Origin of the sequence: Phenylobacterium sp. Root1290 (assembly GCF_001425305.1) — a bacterium.
GTDB lineage: Bacteria > Pseudomonadota > Alphaproteobacteria > Caulobacterales > Caulobacteraceae > Phenylobacterium.
The window spans coordinates 1255038-1273590 of sequence record NZ_LMEE01000001.1 but is presented as its reverse complement, the minus strand read 5'-3'; the positions used below and the strand labels follow the sequence as shown (position 1 = coordinate 1273590).

Here is an 18553-nt window from a genome sequence, read left to right as displayed (position 1 = left end):
CGCGGCCCGGCAAGAGGCCGGCTTTGGAAACGCCGATGAGCGGTCTGATCCTTCACCACTACGACACCTCGCCGTTCTCGGAGAAGGTGCGGCTGATGCTGGGCCTGAAGGGCCTGGCCTGGGACTCGGTGCAGGCGCCGGTGATCATGCCCAAGCCGGAGCTGACGCCGCTGACCGGCGGCTATCGGCGCATCTCGGTGCTGCAGATCGGGGCCGACGTCTATTGCGACACCCAGGTGATCCTGGCCGAGCTGGAGGCCCGCGCGCCGGGCCCGCGGGCGGCGTCGGGGGCCGACTGGGCTGTCAACTTCTGGGCCGACCGACCATTTTTCGGGATCACCGTACCGATCATCTTCGGGGCGCTGGGCGAGGCGACGCCGGCCGACTTCATCGCCGACCGCGAGAAGCTGAGCGGGCGGCCGTTCAACGTCGCGGCGATGCAGGCGGCCGCGCCGCTGATGGTCCCGCAATGGCGCGCGCAGGCGGCCTGGATCGAGGAGGGGCTGGCGGACGGCGACTGGCTGGCCGGCGACGCGCCGGGGCTGGCCGACATCGCCGCCTACATGAACATCTGGTTCCTTGCGCGCAGCCTGCCGGGCAAGGCCGATGAGCTGCTGGCCGGGCTGACGCGGACACAGGCCTGGCGCAAGCGAGTGGCGGCCATCGGCCATGGGACCCGCCGCGAAATCAGCGGCGCCGACGCCCTGGCCGTGGCCCGCGCGGCCGAGCCGGGGCCTGCGCCCGCACATGACGCGAACGACCCGCTGGGGCTGACGCCCGGCGACGCCGTCACCGTGGCGGCCGACGACTACGGCCGCGACCCCATCGAAGGGACCCTGGTGGCGGCGACGCCCAGCCGGATCGTCCTTTCCCGCCAGACCCCTGAACTTGGCAGGACCCAGGTTCACTTTCCACGCGCCGGCTACGTCGTCGGCAAGGCCTAAGGAGCGCCCCATGGAAGACCGCATCACAGTCGAACTGAAGGACGGCGTGGCCGATGTCCGCCTGGTCCGGACCGACAAGATGAACGCCCTGGACGACGCCATGTTCTCGGCGCTGATCGAGACCGGCGAACGGCTGAAGACCGAAAAGGGCGTGCGCGCCATCGTGCTGTCGGGCGAGGGCCGCGCCTTCTGCGCCGGGCTCGACATGGGCAATTTCGGCAAGATGGCCTCGGGCGAGCGCAAGGGCGGCCAGTCCTCGACCGGGGAGTCGCTGCTGACCGACAACCGCACGGCCGGCGGCTCGAACCGCGCCCAGCATGCGGTGATGGTCTGGAGCGAGCAGGTGGTCCCGGTGATCGCCGCGGTGCACGGCGTGGCCTTCGGCGGCGGCTTCCAGCTGGCGCTGGGCGCGGACCTGCGTTTCGTCACCGCCGACACGCGGATGTCGGTGATGGAGATCAAGTGGGGCCTGGTGCCGGACATGGCCGGCATGGTGCTGCTGCGCGGTCTGGTCCGCGACGACGTCGCCCGCGAGCTGACCTATACGGGCCGGATCTTCGACGGCGAGGAGGCTGCGCGCATCGGCGTCGCCACCCGCGTCTGCGCCGATCCGCGCGCTGAGGCCCTGGCCCTGGCGGCCGAGATCGCCGGCAAGAGCCCGACCGCGATCCGCGCCGCCAAGCGGCTGCTGGACATGGTCGCCGACGCCGACCAGCACGCGATCCTGAAGGCCGAGAGCGTCGAGCAGGCGGCGCTGATCGGCTCGCCCAACCAGGTCGAGGCGGTGATGTCGAACATGCAGAAGCGCGCCGCCGCCTACGCCGACTGATGCCGACGCTCTATCACTGCGCCGACGCCCGCTCCTTCCGCGCCCTGTGGGCGCTGGAGGAGCTGGGCGTTGCCTACGAGTTGAAATTGCTGCCGTTTCCGCCGCGGGTGCGGTCTCCGGAATACCTGCAGATCAACCCGCTGGGCACGATCCCGTTCTTCGTCGACGGCGAGACCAGGATGACCGAGTCCTCGGCCATCCTGCAGTACCTGGCCGTTCGGCATGGCGGGCCGCTGAACGTGCCGCATGACGATGGCGACTACGGCGCCTGGCTGAACTGGCTCTATCTGGGCGAGGCGACGCTGACCTTCCCGCAGACCCTGGTGCTTCGCTACACGCGGCTGGAGCCGAAAGAGCGGCGCAATCCTCAGGTCGCCGAGGACTACGCCAAGTGGTTCATGGCGCGGTTGCGCGCGGTGGATAGGGCCTTGGAAACGCAGGATTATCTGGTCGCCGGGCGGTTCACGGCGGCGGATATCTCGGTCGGCTACGCCTTGCTGCTGGCCTCGACCCTGGGGCTGTCGGAGCGGTTCAGTCCGCTCGTGGCGGCCTATTGGGCGCGGCTGCAGGCGCGGGACGGGTTCAAGCGGGCGAAGGCGGCGCAGGCTGCCGATGGGACCCCGGAGTGGCAGGTTTAGCAGGGCGCCCCGCAGGAACCTGCCGGTCGCGCTTCCAGAGGAATTTTCTATCGAAATACATTGTTCAATCGATTGGACTGTGGGTTCGCGGGGGTGTCATCTGAACGGAGCAGGGTCAGCGCAGGCCCGATCTTGGGAGGTACGACATGGACGCCGAAACCAAATGCCCCATGGATGGCGGCAGAGTGAGCGGCAGAGCAGTTCTGTTCGGCATGACCAACCGGCTTTGGTGGCCGAACCAGCTGGATCTCTCGGTCCTGCACCAGAACCCTCCCGCCGGCAGCCCCGTCGACCCTGACTTCAGCTATGCCGACGCCTTCCGCAGCCTGGACCTGAAGGCGGTCAAGCAGGACATCTTCGACCTGATGACCAAGTCGCAGTCCTGGTGGCCGGCCGACTATGGTCACTATGGGCCGCTGTTCATCCGCATGGCCTGGCACAGCGCCGGCACCTATCGCGTGGCCGACGGCCGCGGCGGGGCCGGTGACGGCGCCCAGCGCTTCGCGCCGCTGAACAGCTGGCCGGACAACGCCAACCTCGACAAGGCCCGCCTGCTGCTGTGGCCGGTGAAGCAGAAGTACGGCCAGAAGCTCTCCTGGGCCGACCTGCTGGTGCTGGCCGGGAACTGCGCGCTGGAATCCATGGGCTTCAAGACCACCGGCTTCGGCGGCGGCCGCGAGGACGTCTGGGAGCCGCAGAACGACATCTTCTGGGGACCGGAGCGCGAGTGGCTGGGCGACGAGCGCTATAGCGGCGAGCGCGACCTGTCGCATCCGCTGGCGGCCGTGCAGATGGGCCTGATCTACGTCAACCCCGAGGGGCCGAACGGCAAGCCGGACCCGGTCGCCGCCGCCCACGACATCCGCGAGACCTTTGCGCGGATGGCGATGAACGACGAGGAGACGGTGGCCCTGATCGCGGGCGGCCACACCTTCGGCAAGACCCACGGCGCGGCCAAGCCCGACGAGTATGTCGGTCCCGAACCGGAAGGCGCGGGGATCGAGATGCAGGGGCTGGGCTGGAAAAACAGCTTCGGCGACGGCTCGGGCGTGCACACCATCACCAGCGGCCTGGAGGGCGCCTGGACCACCAACCCGGCGAAGTGGGACAACAACTTCTTCGAGAACCTGTTCGGGTTCGAGTGGGAGTTGACCACCAGCCCGGCCGGCGCGCACCAGTGGAAGCCCAAGGGCGGAGCGGCGGCCGACACCGTGCCGGACGCCCACGACCCGACCAAACGGCATGCGCCGACCATGCTGACCACCGACCTCGCCCTGCGGTTCGACCCGAACTACGAGAAGATCTCGCGGCGGTTCCATGAGAACCCCGACGCGTTCGCGACCGCCTTCGCCGAGGCCTGGTACAAGCTGACCCATCGCGACAGCGGACCGCATGAACTGCTGCTGGGTCCGGAAGTCCCCGCGCAGCCGCGGCTGTGGCAGGACCCGGTCCCGGCGGTCGATCACCCGCTGATCGACGCCGCCGACATCGCGGCGCTGAAGGCCCAGATCCTGGGTTCGGGACTGTCGACCGGGCGGCTGGTGGCGACGGCCTGGGCGTCCGCCTCGACCTTCCGCGGCTCGGACAAGCGCGGCGGCGCCAACGGCGGGCGCATCCGCCTGGCTCCGGCCAAGGACTGGGCGGTCAACGAGCCGGCCGAGCTGGCCGACGTCCTGGCCAAGCTTGAGGCGATCCAGGCGGCGTTCAACGCCTCGGCGAGCGGCGGCAAGAAGGTGTCGATCGCCGACCTGATCGTGCTGGGCGGCAGCGCGGCCGTCGAGCAGGCGGCCAAGGCGGCCGGCCATGACGTGCAGGTCCCCTTCACGCCGGGCCGCGCCGACGCCTCGCAGGAGGACACCGACCCGTCCTCGTATGCGGTGCTCGAGCCGAAGGTGGACGGCTTCCGCAACTTCATCAGCGGCGATCAGACGCGGTCGCCCGAGGAGATGCTGGTCGACCGTTCGCAGCTGCTGAGCCTGAGCGCGCCCGAGATGACCGTCCTGGTCGGCGGCCTGCGGGTGCTGGGGGCCAATGTCGGCGGCTCCAAGCATGGCGTGTTCACCGATCGGCCCGGGGTGCTGACCAACGACTTCTTCGTCAACCTGCTCAATTCGAGCATGGGCATGAAGTGGGCGGCGGCCGATGAGTCCGAGGACGTGTTCGAGGCCAGCGACCGGGCGACCGGCGCCAAGACCTGGACCGGCACGCGGGTGGATCTGATCTTCGGGTCCAACTCGCAGCTGCGGGCGATGGCCGAAGCCTACGCCACCGACGACGCCAAGGAGAAGTTCGTGCACGCCTTCGTGGCGGCCTGGACCAAGGTGATGAACCTGGACCGCTTCGATCTGGCGGCCTAGCTAGCCGCCCATTCGGCGAGGACGTCGGGATCGCTCTCGGCGGCCTCGTCGCGCAGGGCGGCGAAGGCGGCGGGCTCCAGCAGGCGCGACAGCGCCCAGACGGCGGCGCCGCGAACGATCGGGGCCGGATCGTCCAGCAGCCGGCGCGCGGGCGCGGCGAGGGCGAAGTCGCGCGAATTGCCGATGGCGTAGAGCACGTTGCGCAGGAAGCGGTCGCGGCCGATGCGCTTGACCGGGCTCTTGGAAAAGAGCGCGCGGAAGGCGGCGTCGTCGAGGCCGGCGAGATCGGCCAGCGACGGCTGGCGCAGGGCGTCGCGCGCATGCAGCCGCTGCTCGCGCGAGGTGGCGGCGAACTTGTTCCAGGGGCAGACCGCCAGGCAGTCGTCGCAGCCATAGATGCGGTTGCCGAGCGCGGGGCGGAACTGCGCGGGGATCGGTCCCTTGAGCTCGATGGTCAGGTAGGAGATGCAGCGGCGGGCGTCGAGCTGGTAGGGCGCGGGGAAGGCGTTCGTCGGGCAGACGTCGAGGCAGGCGCGGCACTGGCCGCAGGACCCGCCGCTGGAGCCGTCCGCCGGCAGCTCCAGCTCGGTCAGGATCGAGCCGAGGAACAGCCAGGAGCCGAACTCGCGGCTGACCAGATTGGTGTGCTTGCCCTGCCAGCCGAGACCGGCGCGTTCGGCCAGCGGCTTTTCCATCAGCGGCGCGGTGTCGACGAAGACCTTCAGCTCGCCGCCGAAGCGCGCGACCAGCCAGCCGGCCAGCTGCTTGAGCCGGCCCTTGATCAGCTCGTGATAGTCGTCGCCCTGGGCGTAGACCGAGATCGCCGCGCGGTCCTTGTGGGCCAGGGCCGCCAGCGGATCGTGGTCGGGGCCGTAGTTGACGCCCAGCATGATCGCCGAGCGGGCGGCCTGCCACATGGCGGTCGGATGGCGGCGCCGCTCTTCGGTCTCTTCGATCCAGCCCATCTCGCCGTGGCGGCCGTGCTCGACGAAATCGCGCAGGCGATCCGAAGCGGCCCACTCGGCGCGGGCGTCGGCGATGCGGCAGACGTCGAAGCCGAGTTCGACGGCGCGCTGGCGGATCAGGTCTGCCGTTCGAGGATCAGAAGTCGAGGTCGTCATAATGCTGCGCCGGCGCGAGGCCGGGCCAGCGATCGGCCAGCAGCGGCCGGAAGCACGGCCTCGATTTCAGCTTCATGTACCACGTCTTGACCGCGGGGAAGTCGCGCCACGGCACGTCGCCGAAATAGTCGATCACCGAGAGGTGGGCGGCGGCGGCGAAGTCGGCCATCGACAGCCGGCGGCCGGCCAGCCAGTCGCGGCCCGACAGAAGGGTCTCGACATAGACCAGGTGCGCGCGCAGCGCCTCGCGGCCGGCGCGCATGGCGGCCAGGTCCGGGGCGCCGAGGCCGAGCAGGCGCTTTTCCATCTTCTCGTGCAGCAGGAAGCCGCCGACCTCGTAGTCGAACTTGCGGTCGAACCATTGCAGCAGGCGGCGCGCCTCGGCGCGTTCGGCCGGATCGCGGCCCAGCAGCGGCGGCTCGGGATGGGCCTCTTCCAGGTGGTCCAGGATCGCCCGGCTTTCGCACAGCACCAGCTGGTCGCGGCCATTCGAGGCGACGAGCACCGGGGTCAGACCCGAGGGGTTGAGTTTCACCAGCGCGGCGGGCCGTTCCCAGTAGCGCACCTGCTCCTCGGCGAAGGGCAGCCGCTTCTCGCCGAGGGCCAGACGCACCTGGCGGGAGGCGGGATCCAACGGGAAGTGGAGGAGGGTGAGATCGAGACTCATGGGTTCGCTTGCGCCTAAAGCTCCAAGAGCGCCTTCACCCGTTAAGGCCACGTTTACCGAGGGCGGTCTCGGCGAAGGCGCCGCCGTGCGGTTCGGCCGCGCCGCGCGGGTCGGGGTGGATGATGATGTCGGCGCTGGGGAACTCGGCCAGGATGCGTTTCTCGGCCGCGACCACGGCGGCGTGGGCCTGCTGGAGCGTCAGGGCCGGATCGAGATCGACGTGCATCTGCATGTGAACGTACGGCCCCGACGCTCGGGTCCGCAGTTGGTGCACGTCGGTGAGGGCGGGGTCCTGGGTCACCAGGGCCTTGATCTGGGCCCGCTCGGCCTGGCCCAGCTCGCGGTCCATCAACTGGTTGGCCGCTTCGCGGAAGACGCTGACGGCGCCCCAGAGCAGCAGGGCGGTGACGACCAGGGCGGCCACCGCGTCCATGCCGCGCCAGCCCAGCCAGGCGGCCGCCGCGATGCCGATCAGGGCGGCGATGTTGGACGCCAGGTCTGTGGCGTAGTGGGCGCGGTCACCGGCCACGGCGACGGAGGACGTGCGGCGCAGGACATAGCCCTGGGCGCTGATCAGGCCAAAGGTCAGCACCGTGGAGACCACCATCACCGCGACGGCCAGGCCCTCTTGCCGGACCGGCTGTGGGGAGATGAGGCCCATGATCGCTTCGCGGCCGATCAGGGCGGCGGAGGCGAAGACCAGGCCGCCCTGCATCAGGCTGGCGAAGGCCTCGGCCTTGCCATGGCCGAACCGGTGCTCGGCGTCGGGCGGGCTCGCCGCATAGCGGACGGCGAAGAAGGTGATCAGCGAGGCCAGCAGGTCGAGCGCCGAGTCGGCGGCGGACGCCAGCAAGGCGACCGAGCCGCTGATCGCCCAGACGGACGCCTTGATGGTCACCAGCAGCAGCGCCACGCCGGTCGAGGCGAGCGTGACGCGGCGGGTCAGGACGCCGGCTTCGGCGGCGGAGAGGCGAGGGCGAGCGGCAGTGGCCATGGGCCGGTTCTAACGCCCGAGCGGCCGCACCCATAGCGCGAACGACTCGCGAGGCGACGCGGTCAAGCCGCCGCGAGCGGGGCGAGGGCCGCGTCGATGCCGGCCAGCAGGCTGGCGGCGGTGATCGGCTTGGCGACGTGGAGGTCGGCGCCGGCGGCGCGGGCCTCTTCCTGGTGCTCGGCCATGGCGTTGGCGCTGAGCATGATCACGGGCGTGGGTGTAAGCCCGCGCTCGGCCTCCAGGGCGCGGATGGCGCGGGTGGCGGCCAGGCCATCCATGTGCGGCATCTGCATGTCCATCAGCACCAGGTCAAAGCCGCCGGCCGCGAAGGCCTGGAGCGCCTGGGCGCCGTCTTCGACGATGGCCAGCTCGGCGCCCTGGCTTGCGAGGATCAGCTGGACGACGCGCTGGTTGGTCGGGTGGTCTTCGGCCAGCAGCACCCGCAAGGGCCCGCTCTGCGGACGCGCGGTGGCCGGCGCGGCGCGGGCGTCGCGCGCATCGTAGGCGGCCAGGGTCTCGGCGCGCTGCAGCGGCAGGGAGACGACGAAGCGGCTGCCGACCCCGGGCTGCGACGTGGCCGAGATCTCGCCGCCCATCATGTGCGCCAGCGAGCGGCAGATCGCCAGGCCAAGGCCGGTGCCGCCGAACCGGCGGCTGATGGTGGCGTCGGCCTGGCTGAAGCGGTTGAACAGGCGCGCGGCGTGATCGGCGTCGAAGCCGACGCCGGTGTCCTCGATGGTCAGGGTCAGGCGCGCGGCGTCGGCGGTGTCGGAGACCTCCAGCCGCAGGGTGACGCCGCCGTGCGGCGTGAACTTGATGGCGTTGGACAGCAGGTTGGCGACGATCTGGCCGATGCGGGCGCCGTCGCCGAGGAAGCGGCCGCGGGCGCTGGCGTCGCCGACCAGATGGAACGCCAGCCCCTTGTCCTGCGCGCGGTAGCGCATGACCTCGATGCAGGGGCCGAGCGCCTGGTCGAGATCGAAGGGGCGGACCTCAAGCTGCAGTTCGCCGGCCTCGATCTTGGAAACGTCGAGGATGTCGGAGACCAGCCGTTCCAGCAGGGTCCCGGAGTCGCGGATCAGGTCGACCATCTCGGTCTGCTCGATGGCCAGCGGCGTGCGCGCCAGGGCGTCGACGATGCCGATGACGCCGTTGAGGGGCGTGCGGATCTCGTGGCTCATATTGGCCAGGAAGTCGGACTTGGCGCGGCTGGCGGCCTCGGCGGCGGCCTTGGCCTCGACCAGTTCGCGTTCGGCGGCGACCCGGTCGGTGACGTCGCGGGCCACGCCGTAGATGCAGTCGCCCGACCTGTGGGCGCGCCATTCCAGGGTCAGGTAATGGCCGTCCCGATGGCGGTAGCGGTTGATGAAGCCGACCACGGGGGCGCCGGGCTGGCGGTTCTCGACCTCTTCGACGCTGCCGAGGGTGCCGGGCATGTCGTCGGGATGGACGAGGTCGAGCAGCCGGCGGCCGACCATCTGCTCGGGGTCGTGGCCGAGCAGGGTGCGCCACGAGGAGCTGGCCTTGAGCACCCGGCCCTGCAGGTCGCGGATGACGAGGAGATCGAGGGAGACCTCGAAGAAGGCGCCGATGTCGACGATCGGTTCGTCGTGGGCGGCAGGCGCCTGGGGCATCGGGGACTTCCTCGCAAGCAATCGTAACTAGCCCTTGGGATAGGCCATTAGGGTTAAGCCTCGATTGCGCCCCGTCGCGCGGCGCTTGCCCCGCCGCGGCGTCAACCGCCTAGGCTCTCCTCCCGCTCTGGGAGGAAGCCATGAACTATCAGCACATTACCAGCAGCCTGCAGGACGGCGTTCTCGAAATCGTCCTCAATCGACCCGACAAGCTCAACGCCTACACCGCCATCATGGGCGACGAACTCGCCGACGCCTTTCGGCGCGCCGACACCGACGACGCCGTGCGCGTGGTGCTGGTGACGGGTGCGGGAAGGGTGTTCTGCGCCGGCGCCGACATCTCGGCCGGAGCCGATGCGTTCGACACCACCTCGGCCGCGGGATCGGCCTCGTTCGGCGATGTTAGCGAGGGGCCGCGGCAGGGCGGCGGCGGTTTCGTCGAGGCGATCTATGCCTGCCGCAAGCCCTCGATCGCAGCCTTCAACGGCTCGGCGGTGGGGGTGGGGCTGACGCTCACCCTGCCGATGGACATCCGGATCGCCGCCGACAGCGCCCGGTTCGGATTCGTGTTCGCGCGGCGCGGCCTGGTCCCCGAGGCGGGCAGCGCCTGGTTCCTGCCGCGCCTCGTCGGGCTGCCGCAGGCGCTGCGGTGGTGCCTGGACGGCGGGCTGTTCCCGGCCAGCGAGGCGCTGAGCGGCGGGCTGGTCAGCGAGGTGGTCGCCGCCGAGGACCTGATGCCGCGCGCCCGCGCCATCGCCCGGTCGATCGCCGACAACACCGCGCCGGTGGCGCTGGCCCTGACCCGCCAGATGCTGTGGCGGCTGTCGCAGGCGCCCTCGCCCGCCGAGGTGCTGAAGATCGACGGGCGCATGGCGATGACGCTGGGCGCCGGCGGCGACGTGAAGGAAGGGGTGGCCGCGTTCCTGGAAAAGCGGCCGCCGAACTTCCCCGGCAAGGTCTCGGCCGACATGCCGCGCGGCTACCCGTGGTGGGGCGACTAGGCGGCCTTCAGCGGGGCGGGGCCGACATAGACCGACTGCGGGCGGATCAGGCGGCCGCCGGCCACCTGTTCGCGGGCGTGGGCGATCCAGCCGGCGACGCGGCCCATGGCGAAGACGCAGGTGAAGGCGTTGGGCGGGAAGTCGAGGGCCTCCAGCAGCAGGGCCGTGTAGAACTCGACATTGGTGTCCAGCGGCCGGTTCGGCTTGTGCTCCTTGAGGATCGCCAGGGCGGCGGCTTCGACCGCCTCGGCGAAGGCGATGCGGCCGGGGCGGGCGTTGGAGCCGTCGTCGAGCCGCCGGACGGCGGCCTTCAGCGCGTCGGCGCGCGGGTCGCGGACCCGGTAGACGCGGTGGCCGAAGCCCATCAGTCGCTCGCCCTGGGCCAGGGCCTGTTCGATCCAGGCGCGGGCGTTCGACGGCTGGCCGATCTCGTCCAGCATCTCGATCACCGGGCCGGGCGCGCCGCCGTGCAGCGGCCCCTTCAGCGCGCTGATGCCGCCGAGCACGGCCGAGGTCAGGCCCGCGCGGGTCGAGGCGATCACCCGGGCGGCGAAGGTCGAGGCGTTGAGGCCGTGGTCGCTGACCGTGACCAGATAGGTGTCGAGGGCGTCGGCCTGGGCCTTGGTCGGCGTCTTGCCGGCGATCATGCGCAGGACGTCGGCGGCGTGGGAAAGGGCCGGATCGGGGGCGACCGGGGCCTGGCCCTGGTGGGCGCGGACCACGGCGGCGGTGAACACCGCAGGGGCCGCGATCAGGCGCAGGGCGGTCGGCAGGTCGTCGCCGTCGCCGAGGCGGGCGGTGAGCGCGCGCATCGCCTCGACCGGGGTCAGGTCGAGCAGGCCGGGGTCGAGGGCGGCGACCTCCGAGAACACCTCGGCGCGGGCGGCGCCCAGGGCTGGCGCGAGGTCGGCGGGCAGGTCGTCGAAGAACCCGTCGAACAGGATGCGGACCAGGTCCTCGAACCGCGTGGCGCCGGCCAGCTCGTCGAGGGAGTGGCCGCGGATGATCAGCACGCCGCGCTGACCGTCGACTTCCGACATCACGGTGTTGGCGGCGACGACGTCTTCAAGGCCATCGGACATGGCGAGAACTCCTCTTGCTTGCCGCGATATTTGCCCGCAAGCTGGAAGCGTCAATCTTGATCAATATAATCAACATATGACCGCGTCCGCCGCCGCCAGACCGCCCGAATGGATCGCCGCCGATGAGGCGCGCTCGCGGCTGGGCGTGCGCCCGCAGACGCTCTACGCCTATGTGAGCCGGGGGCGGGTGCAGGTGCGGCCCGATCCGCACGATCCGCGCCGCAGCCTCTACCGGGTCGCCGACATCGCCGCCCTGACCGACCGCAAGAGCCGCAGCCGCAAGGTGGCGGAGGTGGCGGCCGGCGCGATCTCGTGGGGCGAGCCGGTGCTGACCTCGGCGATCACCACGATCTCGGGCGGGCGGTTGTTCTATCGCGGGCGCGACGCCGTCGAGCTGGCGCAGACCGAGACGCTGGAGTCGGTGGCGCGGCTGCTGCGCGGCGGGCATGGCGCGGCGCTGAAGCGCACCGACCGGCCGCGGCCGCCGGAGGGCGAGGACATGCGCTCGCGCGCGTTCCTGGCGCTGGCCGCGCGAGCGGGCGAGGATCCGCCGGCGCGGGGGCGCAATCCCCTGGCCCTGGCGGTCGAGGCCGCGACCCTGCTGGACGTGCTGACCGACGCCATCGCCGGCCAGGTCGGCGGCGGGGCGATCGCCGGGCGGCTGGCCCTGGCCTGGGGATTGGGGCCGGGCGGCCCCGGCGCGGACCTGATCCGCCGGGCGCTGGTGCTGCTGGCCGACCACGAGCTCAACGCCTCGACCTTCGCCGCGCGGGTGGCCGCCTCGACCGGCGCCTCGCTGGCGGCCTCGTCCCTGGCGGGGATGGCGGCGCTGTCGGGGCCGCGGCACGGCGGCGCGGCGGCGGCGGTGCAGAGCCTGACCCGCGAGGCCGGCGAGATCGGCGCGCGGGCGGCGGTGACCGCGCGGCTGGCCGAGGACCGGCACATCCCGGGCTTCGGGCACAATCTCTATCCCGACGGCGACCCGCGCGCCGCGGCGCTGCTGGAGCGCTTCGACCCCGATCCGGAGATGGCCAGGCTGCAGGCGACGATCAGCGCCATCACCGGCCTGGCGCCGAATGTCGATTTCGCCCTGGTGGCGATGGCGCGGGTGTTGAAGCTGCCGACCGACGCGCCGTTTGCGTTGTTCGCCGTCGCCCGCTGCGCCGGCTGGATCGCCCATGCGATCGAGCAGGGGCAGGGCGGCGGGGTGATCCGTCCGCGGGCGCGCTATGCCGGGGTCGAGGTGGGGTAAGCCCGCCCGCCGGCTCAGGGCGACAACCGATGGCGTCGGCTAGAAGGGCTTGAGACCTTGGCTTCAGGCTGAGGAGCGGCGGAATGGGCGCGACCCTGTTGGGCTGGCTGCTGCTGACGGCGGTGCTCGTCCTGGCCGTGGAGCTGGGCTATCGGCTGCACAGAGGCGCGCTGGACCGCGCGCGCGGCAAGGGCGAGCCGGATCCCCACGAATCCGGGTCCGGCTATGTGCTGAGCGCGGCGCTCGGCCTGCTCGGGCTGTTGATCGCCTTCGTCTTCAGCATGGCCAACGATCGCTTCGTGGAGCGCCGGCAGCTGGTGGTGGCCGAGGCCAACGCCATCTCGACGGCGGTCCTGCGCTACCAGCTGATGCCCGAGCCGCATCGGAGCGAGCTGCTCAACAGCATGGCCGACTATGTGAAGGTGCGGCTGGAGTTCTACGACTTCGGCGCCGACATGCTGCGTGTCGGGGAGGCCGAGGCGCAGGCCGAAGCCATGCAGGCCAAGATCTGGCGGCAGGTCCACGCCGCGGTGCGGACGCCCGAAGGCGCGCCGCTGGCCATGGGCGTGATGATGCCGACCAACGAGATGTTCAATCTGGAGACCACGCGGCGCGCGGCGCTGGAGGAGCGGGTGCCGGCGCGGGCGCTGCACGTGCTGGTGACCTTCGCGGTGGTCACCGCCGCGATCATGGGCCACGGGCTGGCGCCGGGCCGCCGACGACATCTGGTGGCGACCTGCGGGCTGTTCATCCTGGTGGCGATGGCGATCAGCTTGATCGTCGATCTCGACAGCCCGCGCGTGGGCAGCGTGCGGGTGCCGCAGGCGCCGATGGAGAACGTGGCCCGCGAGGTGGAGGCGATGGCGGCGGAGTTTCCGCGCGCGTCGGGCGGCGCTGCGTCCCCCTCACCCTAACCCTCTCCCCCAAGGGGGCGAGGGGACGTGTTGTGCGGGCTGGGTCGTCTTTTCCCTCTCCCCTCGGGGAGAGGGCTAGGGTGAGGGGGCGGCGCCACGCTCGCCGTCACACGCAGCAAGGATCGCGTCGCACACGGATTCGCGGCCTTCGAAGACCACGTGGTTCCAGAACCGGATGACGCGCAGGCGGTGCGCCGCGAGCATGGCCGTCCTCAGTGCGTCGTGGTCGCGGCGTTCGGCGTGGCCGGCGCCGTCGAGTTCGATGACAAGCCTCGCCTCGATACAGAGGAAGTCGACGACGAAGGGACCGATCCCGACCCGGCGGCGCCACTTCCAGCCGCCGAGTTGGCGATTGCGCAACGCCGCCCATAGGTAGGCTTCGGCGTTGGTCTGCCTGGCGCGTAGCGATCGTGCCTGCGCAGTCGAGGCGTTGCGCGGCATCGGCGTCCCCCTCACCCTAACCCTCTCCCCCAAGGGGGGCGAGGGGACTATAGAGATCGTTCCGCAAATGTTCCAGATCGAGGGAGGTCAGGGTGAGGGGGCGGCGCCGTTCTAGGCCCGGTGGTGCACGGCTTCTTCCTCGGCCAGGGGCTTGTCGAGGCGGTGGACCATTTCCTTGGGGACGACCTGCCAGAACTTGGGCAGCTGGCGGTCCCAGTCGCGCAGGATGGTTTCCGCGAGGGGCGAGCCGGTTTCGCGGGCGTGTTCCTCGACCAGGGCCTTGAGCTCGGCTTCCCAGTGGCGCGTTCCGATCCGTTCGACCACGACGCTGTCGGTGTTGAGCATGGTCAGGAAGCGGTCGTCGAGATCGAGCACATAGGCCATGCCGCCGGTCATGCCGGCTGCGAAGTTGAAGCCGACCGGGCCCAGCACCACGGCGACGCCGCCGGTCATGTATTCCAGGCCGTTGGTCCCGCAGCCTTCGACCACGGTGACGGCGCCGGAGTTGCGCACCCCGAAGCGCTCGCCGGCCAGGCCGGCGGCGAACAGCCGCCCGCTGGTCGCGCCGTAGAGCACGGTGTTGCCGATGATGGCGTTGGTCTGGGCGGCCGCCAGTTGCGGGGCGGGGCGGATGATCAAGGTGGCGCCGGACAGGCCCTTGCCGACATAGTCGTTGGCCTCGCCGGTGAGTTCGATCCGCAGACCCTGGACGGCGAAGGCGCCGAGGCTCTGGCCGGCCGAGCCCTTGAGCTGGACGGTCAGGTGGCCGGGGGGCAGGCCCTCCATGCCGAACTTGCGCACGATGTGCGATGAGGTGCGCGAGCCGATCGCCCGGGCGGTGTTCCGCACGGTGTAGGTCAGCTGCATCTTCTCGCCGCGCTCGAGCAGCGGGGCGGCGTCGCGGACGATCTGGGCGTCGAGAGTGTCGGGCACCTCGTTGCGACCCTCGACCGTGCAGAACGGCGCGTGCGGGCCGGGGTCGGCGCGGACCAGCAGCGGGTTGAGGTCGAGGTCGTCGAGGTGTTCGCCGCCGCGGCTGACCTGTTGCAGCAGGTCGGTGCGGCCGACGATCTCGTTGAGGCTGCGGAAGCCAAGGCCGGCCAGGATCTCGCGCACCTCCTCGGCGATGAAGGTGAAGAGGTTGATGACCTTTTCCGGGCTGCCGGAGAACTTGTCGCGCAGCGCCTGGTCCTGGGTGCAGACCCCCACCGGGCAGGTGTTGGAGTGACACTGGCGGACCATGATGCAGCCCATGGCGATCAGGCTGGCGGTGCCGATGCCGAACTCCTCGGCGCCCAGCATGGCGGCGATGACGACGTCGCGGCCGGTGCGCATGCCGCCGTCGGCCCGCAGCCGCACGGAGTGGCGCAGGTTGTTCAGGGTCAGGACCTGGTTGGCCTCGGACAGGCCCATTTCCCAGGGCCCGCCGGCGTACTTGATCGAGGTCTGCGGCGAGGCGCCGGTGCCGCCGACATTGCCGGAGATCAGGATCACGTCGGCCTTGGCCTTGGCGACCCCGGCGGCGATGGCGCCGATGCCGGTCATGGCCACCAGCTTCACGCAGACCCGAGCCTCAGGGTTGATCTGCTTGAGGTCGTAGATGAGCTGGGCCAGGTCCTCGATCGAATAGATGTCGTGGTGCGGCGGCGGCGAGATCAGCATCACGCCCGGCGTCGAGTGACGCAGCTTGGCGATCAGCTCGGTGACCTTGAAGCCGGGCAGCTGGCCGCCCTCGCCGGGCTTGGCGCCCTGGCTGACCTTGATCTCGATCTCGCGGCACTCGTTCAGGTACTGCGCGGTGACGCCGAACCGGCCCGAGGCGATCTGCTTGACCGCAGAGTTCGGGTTGTCGCCGTTGGGCAGCGGCTTGTATCGGGCCGGGTCCTCGCCGCCTTCGCCGGAGACGCTCTTCGCGCCGATCCGGTTCATGGCGATGTTGAGCACGCCGTGCGCCTCGGGGCTGAGGGCGCCCATGCTCATGCCAGGCGTCAGGAAGCGCTTGCGGATCTCGTTGACGCTCTCGACCTCGTCGAGGCTGACCGCGCGCTCGGGCGAGCGCAGGTCGAGCAGGTCGCGCAGCTGGATGGTCGGCATCCGCCGCATGCCCTCGGAGAAGGTCTTGTAGGCGGCGTAGTTGCCGGTGTCGCAGGCGCGCTGCAGGGCGTGGATCATCCGCGCCTCGAAGGCGTGGGCCTCGCCGGTGCGGCGGGCCTTGTAGAAGCCGCCGACCGGCAGGGAGATGGCCGCGGCGTCCCAGGCCTTGCGGTGCAGTTCGAGAGCCTTGGCCTCGATGCCGGCCAGGCCGATGCCGGAGATGCGCGAGGGCATGCCCGGGAAGAACTCGGCGACCAGGGCGCGCGACAGGCCCAGCGCCTCGAAGTTCAGGCCGCCGCGATAGGACGAGATCACCGCGATGCCCATCTTGGCGATGATCTTCAGCAGGCCGCCCTCGATGGCGTGCTTGAAGTTCAGGCAGAGCTGGCGAAGCGTCAGGTCGCCGGTCAGGCCGCGATCGAGACGGTCCTGGAAGCTCTCCTGCGCCAGGTAGGCGTTGACCGCCGTGGCCCCGACCCCGACCAGCACCGCGAAGTAGTGGGTGTCGAGGCACTCGGCCGAGCGGACGATGATCGAGACGTAGGAGCGCAGGCCCTTGGCGACCAGCGAGGAGTGGACCCCGCCGGTGGCCAGGATCATCGGCAGACCGATGCGCTCGGGACCGGCGGCCTCGTCGGTGAGGACGATGGTCGCGCAGCCGCGCAGGGCGGCGTCCTCGGCCTCGGCGCGGATGCGGTCGAGGTTGGCGCGCAGGGCGTCGCCGGGCCGGCTCTCGGCGGCCGGAACCGGCATGGTGCAGTCGATGACGGCGACGTTCTTGTCGCCGATGAACTGGGCGATGCGCTGGTACATGCCGGTGGTCAGCACCGGGCTCTCCAGCACGAAGACGTCGGTCTGGGCCTCGTCCTGGGCCAGGATGTTGCCGAGGTTCTTGAAGCGGGTCTTCAGGCTCATCACCGAGGTCTCGCGCAGCGAGTCGATCGGCGGGTTGGTCACCTGGCTGAAGTTCTGGCGGAAGAAGTGCGACAGCGGCCGGTACTGGTCGCTGAGCACGGCCAGGGGCGCGTCGTCGCCCATCGAGCCGACGGCCTCCTTGGCGTCCTCGACCATAGGCGCGAGGATCAGCTCGATGTCCTCGAGGCTCATGCCGGCGGCGACCTGGCGGCGGATCAGCTCCTCACGCGAATAGGCGCGCGGCTCGGGGCCGGGGGCGATCTCGTTCTCCAGGTCGACCATGTTGCCGAGCCACTGGTCGTAGGGATGGCGGACGGCGAGTTCGTCGATGATCTCGTCCTCGCCGTAAAGGCGGCCCTCGGCCAGGTCGACGGCGATCATCCGGCCGGCGGAGATGTGGCTCTTCTTGATGATGCGGGCCTCGTCGACCCGGCACATGCCCGCTTCGGAGCCCATGATCAGCAGGCCGTCGTCGGTATAGGCGACGCGCAGGGGACGCAGGCCGTTGCGGTCCTTGCCCGCCACGACCCAGCGGCCGTCGGTGGCGCAGACCGCGGCGGGACCGTCCCACGGCTCCATCACCGAGTTGCAGTAGGCGTAGAGCGCCTTGTGCGCCGGCTTGATCTGTTCGTCCGAGCGGGCGTTCCAGGCCTCGGGGATCAGCAGCGCCTTGACCATGGGAGCGTCGCGGCCGGCGCGGACCAGCACCTCGAAGGTGTTGTCGAGGGCCATGGAGTCCGAGCCGTGGGGGTCCTGGATGACCGGCTTCACGTCGTCGCCCATCTCGCCGAAGGCGTCGGCCGCCATCCGGATCTCGTGCGAGCGCATCCAGTTGACGTTGCCCTTCTTGGTGTTGATCTCGCCGTTGTGGGCGAGCATCCGGAAGGGCTGGGCCAGGCGCCATTCGGGGAAGGTGTTGGTTGAATAGCGCTGGTGGAAAATCGCCACCGCGGCGGCGAAGCGTTCGTCGCGCAGGTCGGGATAGAACTCGTCGATGTGCTGGGCGAGGAACATGCCCTTGTAGATCAGCTGCCGGGCCGAGAACGAGCACAGGTAGAAGTGCTGGATGCCGGCGGCGGCGACGCGCTTCTCGATGCGCTTGCGGCACAGGAACAGGGCGCGCTCCAGCGCCTCGCCGGTCAGGCCGGCCGGCGGCGAGAGCATGATCTGTTCGATCTCGGGGCGGGTGGCGTTGGCCTTCTCGCCAATCACCGAGGTGTCGACGGGCACCTGGCGCCAGCCATAGATGTAGAAGCCGAAGCGCAGGGCCTCGGCCTCGACGATGGTCCGGGCCGCTTCCTGGGCGCCGAGGTCGTTGCGCGGCAGGAACACCTGACCGACGGCGATGGGGCCGGGGCGCAGGACGTGGCCGATGCGGGTCACCTGGTCGGCGAAGAAGTCCTGCGGGACCGACAGCAGCACGCCGGCGCCGTCGCCGGTCTTGCCGTCGGCGTCGACTGCGCCGCGGTGCCAGACGCTCTTGAGCGCCGTGATGGCCAGCTCGACCACCTCGCGGCGCGGCTTGCCGTCGACCGCGCAGACGAGGCCCACGCCGCAGGCGTCGCGTTCGTCGCCGGGGGAGTAGGCATGGGCGGCGGTCAGGGCGGCGCGGTTGGCGAGGTAGCGGGCGGTGTCGCCTTCGAACCATTCGTCTCGGTGGTTGCTCATCG

The 18553-nt window shown here is 70.6% G+C and carries 14 protein-coding genes; 7 read left to right on the top strand and 7 right to left on the bottom strand.

All coding sequences use genetic code 11. The features are described from left to right. The first annotated feature begins 35 nt into the window (after window positions 1–35). From ASC79_RS06190 to katG, 4 genes are all read left to right on the top strand, one after another. Window positions 36–944, top strand: coding sequence for a glutathione S-transferase family protein (locus ASC79_RS06190; RefSeq protein ID WP_056024644.1), 909 nt, complete (start codon window positions 36–38; stop codon window positions 942–944). A gap of 10 nt (window positions 945–954) precedes the next feature. Next, entirely contained in the window at window positions 955–1773 is an 819-nt protein-coding gene (locus tag ASC79_RS06185; protein WP_056024647.1) for a crotonase/enoyl-CoA hydratase family protein, read from the top strand. Next, window positions 1773–2411 (top strand): glutathione S-transferase family protein, encoded by a 639-nt coding sequence (locus ASC79_RS06180; RefSeq protein ID WP_056024650.1) that lies wholly within the window; start codon window positions 1773–1775, stop codon window positions 2409–2411. Before ASC79_RS06185 ends, ASC79_RS06180 begins: the two co-directional genes overlap by 1 nt. A gap of 146 nt (window positions 2412–2557) precedes the next feature. After that, window positions 2558–4768 carry a catalase/peroxidase HPI gene (gene katG / locus ASC79_RS06175; protein WP_056024653.1) on the top strand — a complete coding sequence of 737 codons (2211 nt, stop codon included), beginning with the start codon at window positions 2558–2560 and terminating at the stop codon, window positions 4766–4768. On the opposite strand, the gene queG is transcribed toward katG, so the two are convergent. From queG to ASC79_RS06155, 4 genes are all read right to left on the bottom strand, one after another. Beyond that, window positions 4765–5889 (bottom strand): tRNA epoxyqueuosine(34) reductase QueG, encoded by a 1125-nt coding sequence (queG, locus tag ASC79_RS06170; RefSeq protein WP_056024656.1) that lies wholly within the window; start codon window positions 5887–5889, stop codon window positions 4765–4767. The two genes, katG and queG, sit on opposite strands and share 4 nt — an antisense overlap. Continuing rightward, on the bottom strand, window positions 5870–6556 hold the full coding sequence (locus ASC79_RS06165) for a glutathione S-transferase family protein (RefSeq protein WP_056024659.1): 687 nt from the start codon (window positions 6554–6556) through the stop codon (window positions 5870–5872). Before ASC79_RS06165 ends, queG begins: the two co-directional genes overlap by 20 nt. 34 nt (window positions 6557–6590) lie before the next feature. Then, a complete protein-coding gene (locus ASC79_RS06160) occupies window positions 6591–7550 on the bottom strand; it encodes a cation diffusion facilitator family transporter (protein ID WP_056024662.1) in 960 nt (319 codons plus the stop codon). A 62-nt stretch (window positions 7551–7612) separates the two neighbouring features. Beyond that, complete coding sequence (locus ASC79_RS06155) at window positions 7613–9184, bottom strand: ATP-binding protein (protein WP_056024665.1); 1572 nt, start codon at window positions 9182–9184, stop codon at window positions 7613–7615. 140 nt (window positions 9185–9324) lie between these two features. Between ASC79_RS06155 and ASC79_RS06150 the strand changes: the two genes are divergently transcribed. After that, a complete protein-coding gene (locus ASC79_RS06150) occupies window positions 9325–10185 on the top strand; it encodes an enoyl-CoA hydratase-related protein (protein WP_056024667.1) in 861 nt (286 codons plus the stop codon). Here the strand turns inward: ASC79_RS06150 and ASC79_RS06145 are convergent. Further along, on the bottom strand, window positions 10182–11267 hold the full coding sequence (locus tag ASC79_RS06145) for a citrate synthase/methylcitrate synthase (RefSeq protein WP_056024670.1): 1086 nt from the start codon (window positions 11265–11267) through the stop codon (window positions 10182–10184). The genes ASC79_RS06150 and ASC79_RS06145 overlap by 4 nt on opposite strands. 76 nt (window positions 11268–11343) lie before the next feature. Here ASC79_RS06145 and ASC79_RS06140 point away from each other — a divergent pair, with 76 nt between their 5' ends. Together ASC79_RS06140 and ASC79_RS06135 are read left to right on the top strand one after the other, a co-directional pair. After that, window positions 11344–12519, top strand: a complete 1176-nt coding sequence (locus ASC79_RS06140) for a citrate synthase (protein ID WP_056024673.1) — start codon at window positions 11344–11346, stop codon at window positions 12517–12519. An 83-nt stretch (window positions 12520–12602) separates the two neighbouring features. Beyond that, window positions 12603–13433: a hypothetical protein gene (locus ASC79_RS06135; protein ID WP_056024678.1), complete on the top strand. Its 831-nt coding sequence runs from the start codon at window positions 12603–12605 to the stop codon at window positions 13431–13433. 75 nt (window positions 13434–13508) lie between these two features. On the opposite strand, the gene ASC79_RS06130 is transcribed toward ASC79_RS06135, so the two are convergent. Both ASC79_RS06130 and gltB read right to left on the bottom strand, forming a co-directional pair. Then, on the bottom strand, window positions 13509–13874 hold the full coding sequence (locus tag ASC79_RS06130; RefSeq protein WP_056024680.1) for an endonuclease domain-containing protein: 366 nt from the start codon (window positions 13872–13874) through the stop codon (window positions 13509–13511). A gap of 111 nt (window positions 13875–13985) precedes the next feature. Then, window positions 13986–18551 (bottom strand): glutamate synthase large subunit, encoded by a 4566-nt coding sequence (gene gltB / locus ASC79_RS06125; protein ID WP_056024683.1) that lies wholly within the window; start codon window positions 18549–18551, stop codon window positions 13986–13988. Between the last annotated feature and the right edge of the window lie 2 nt (window positions 18552–18553).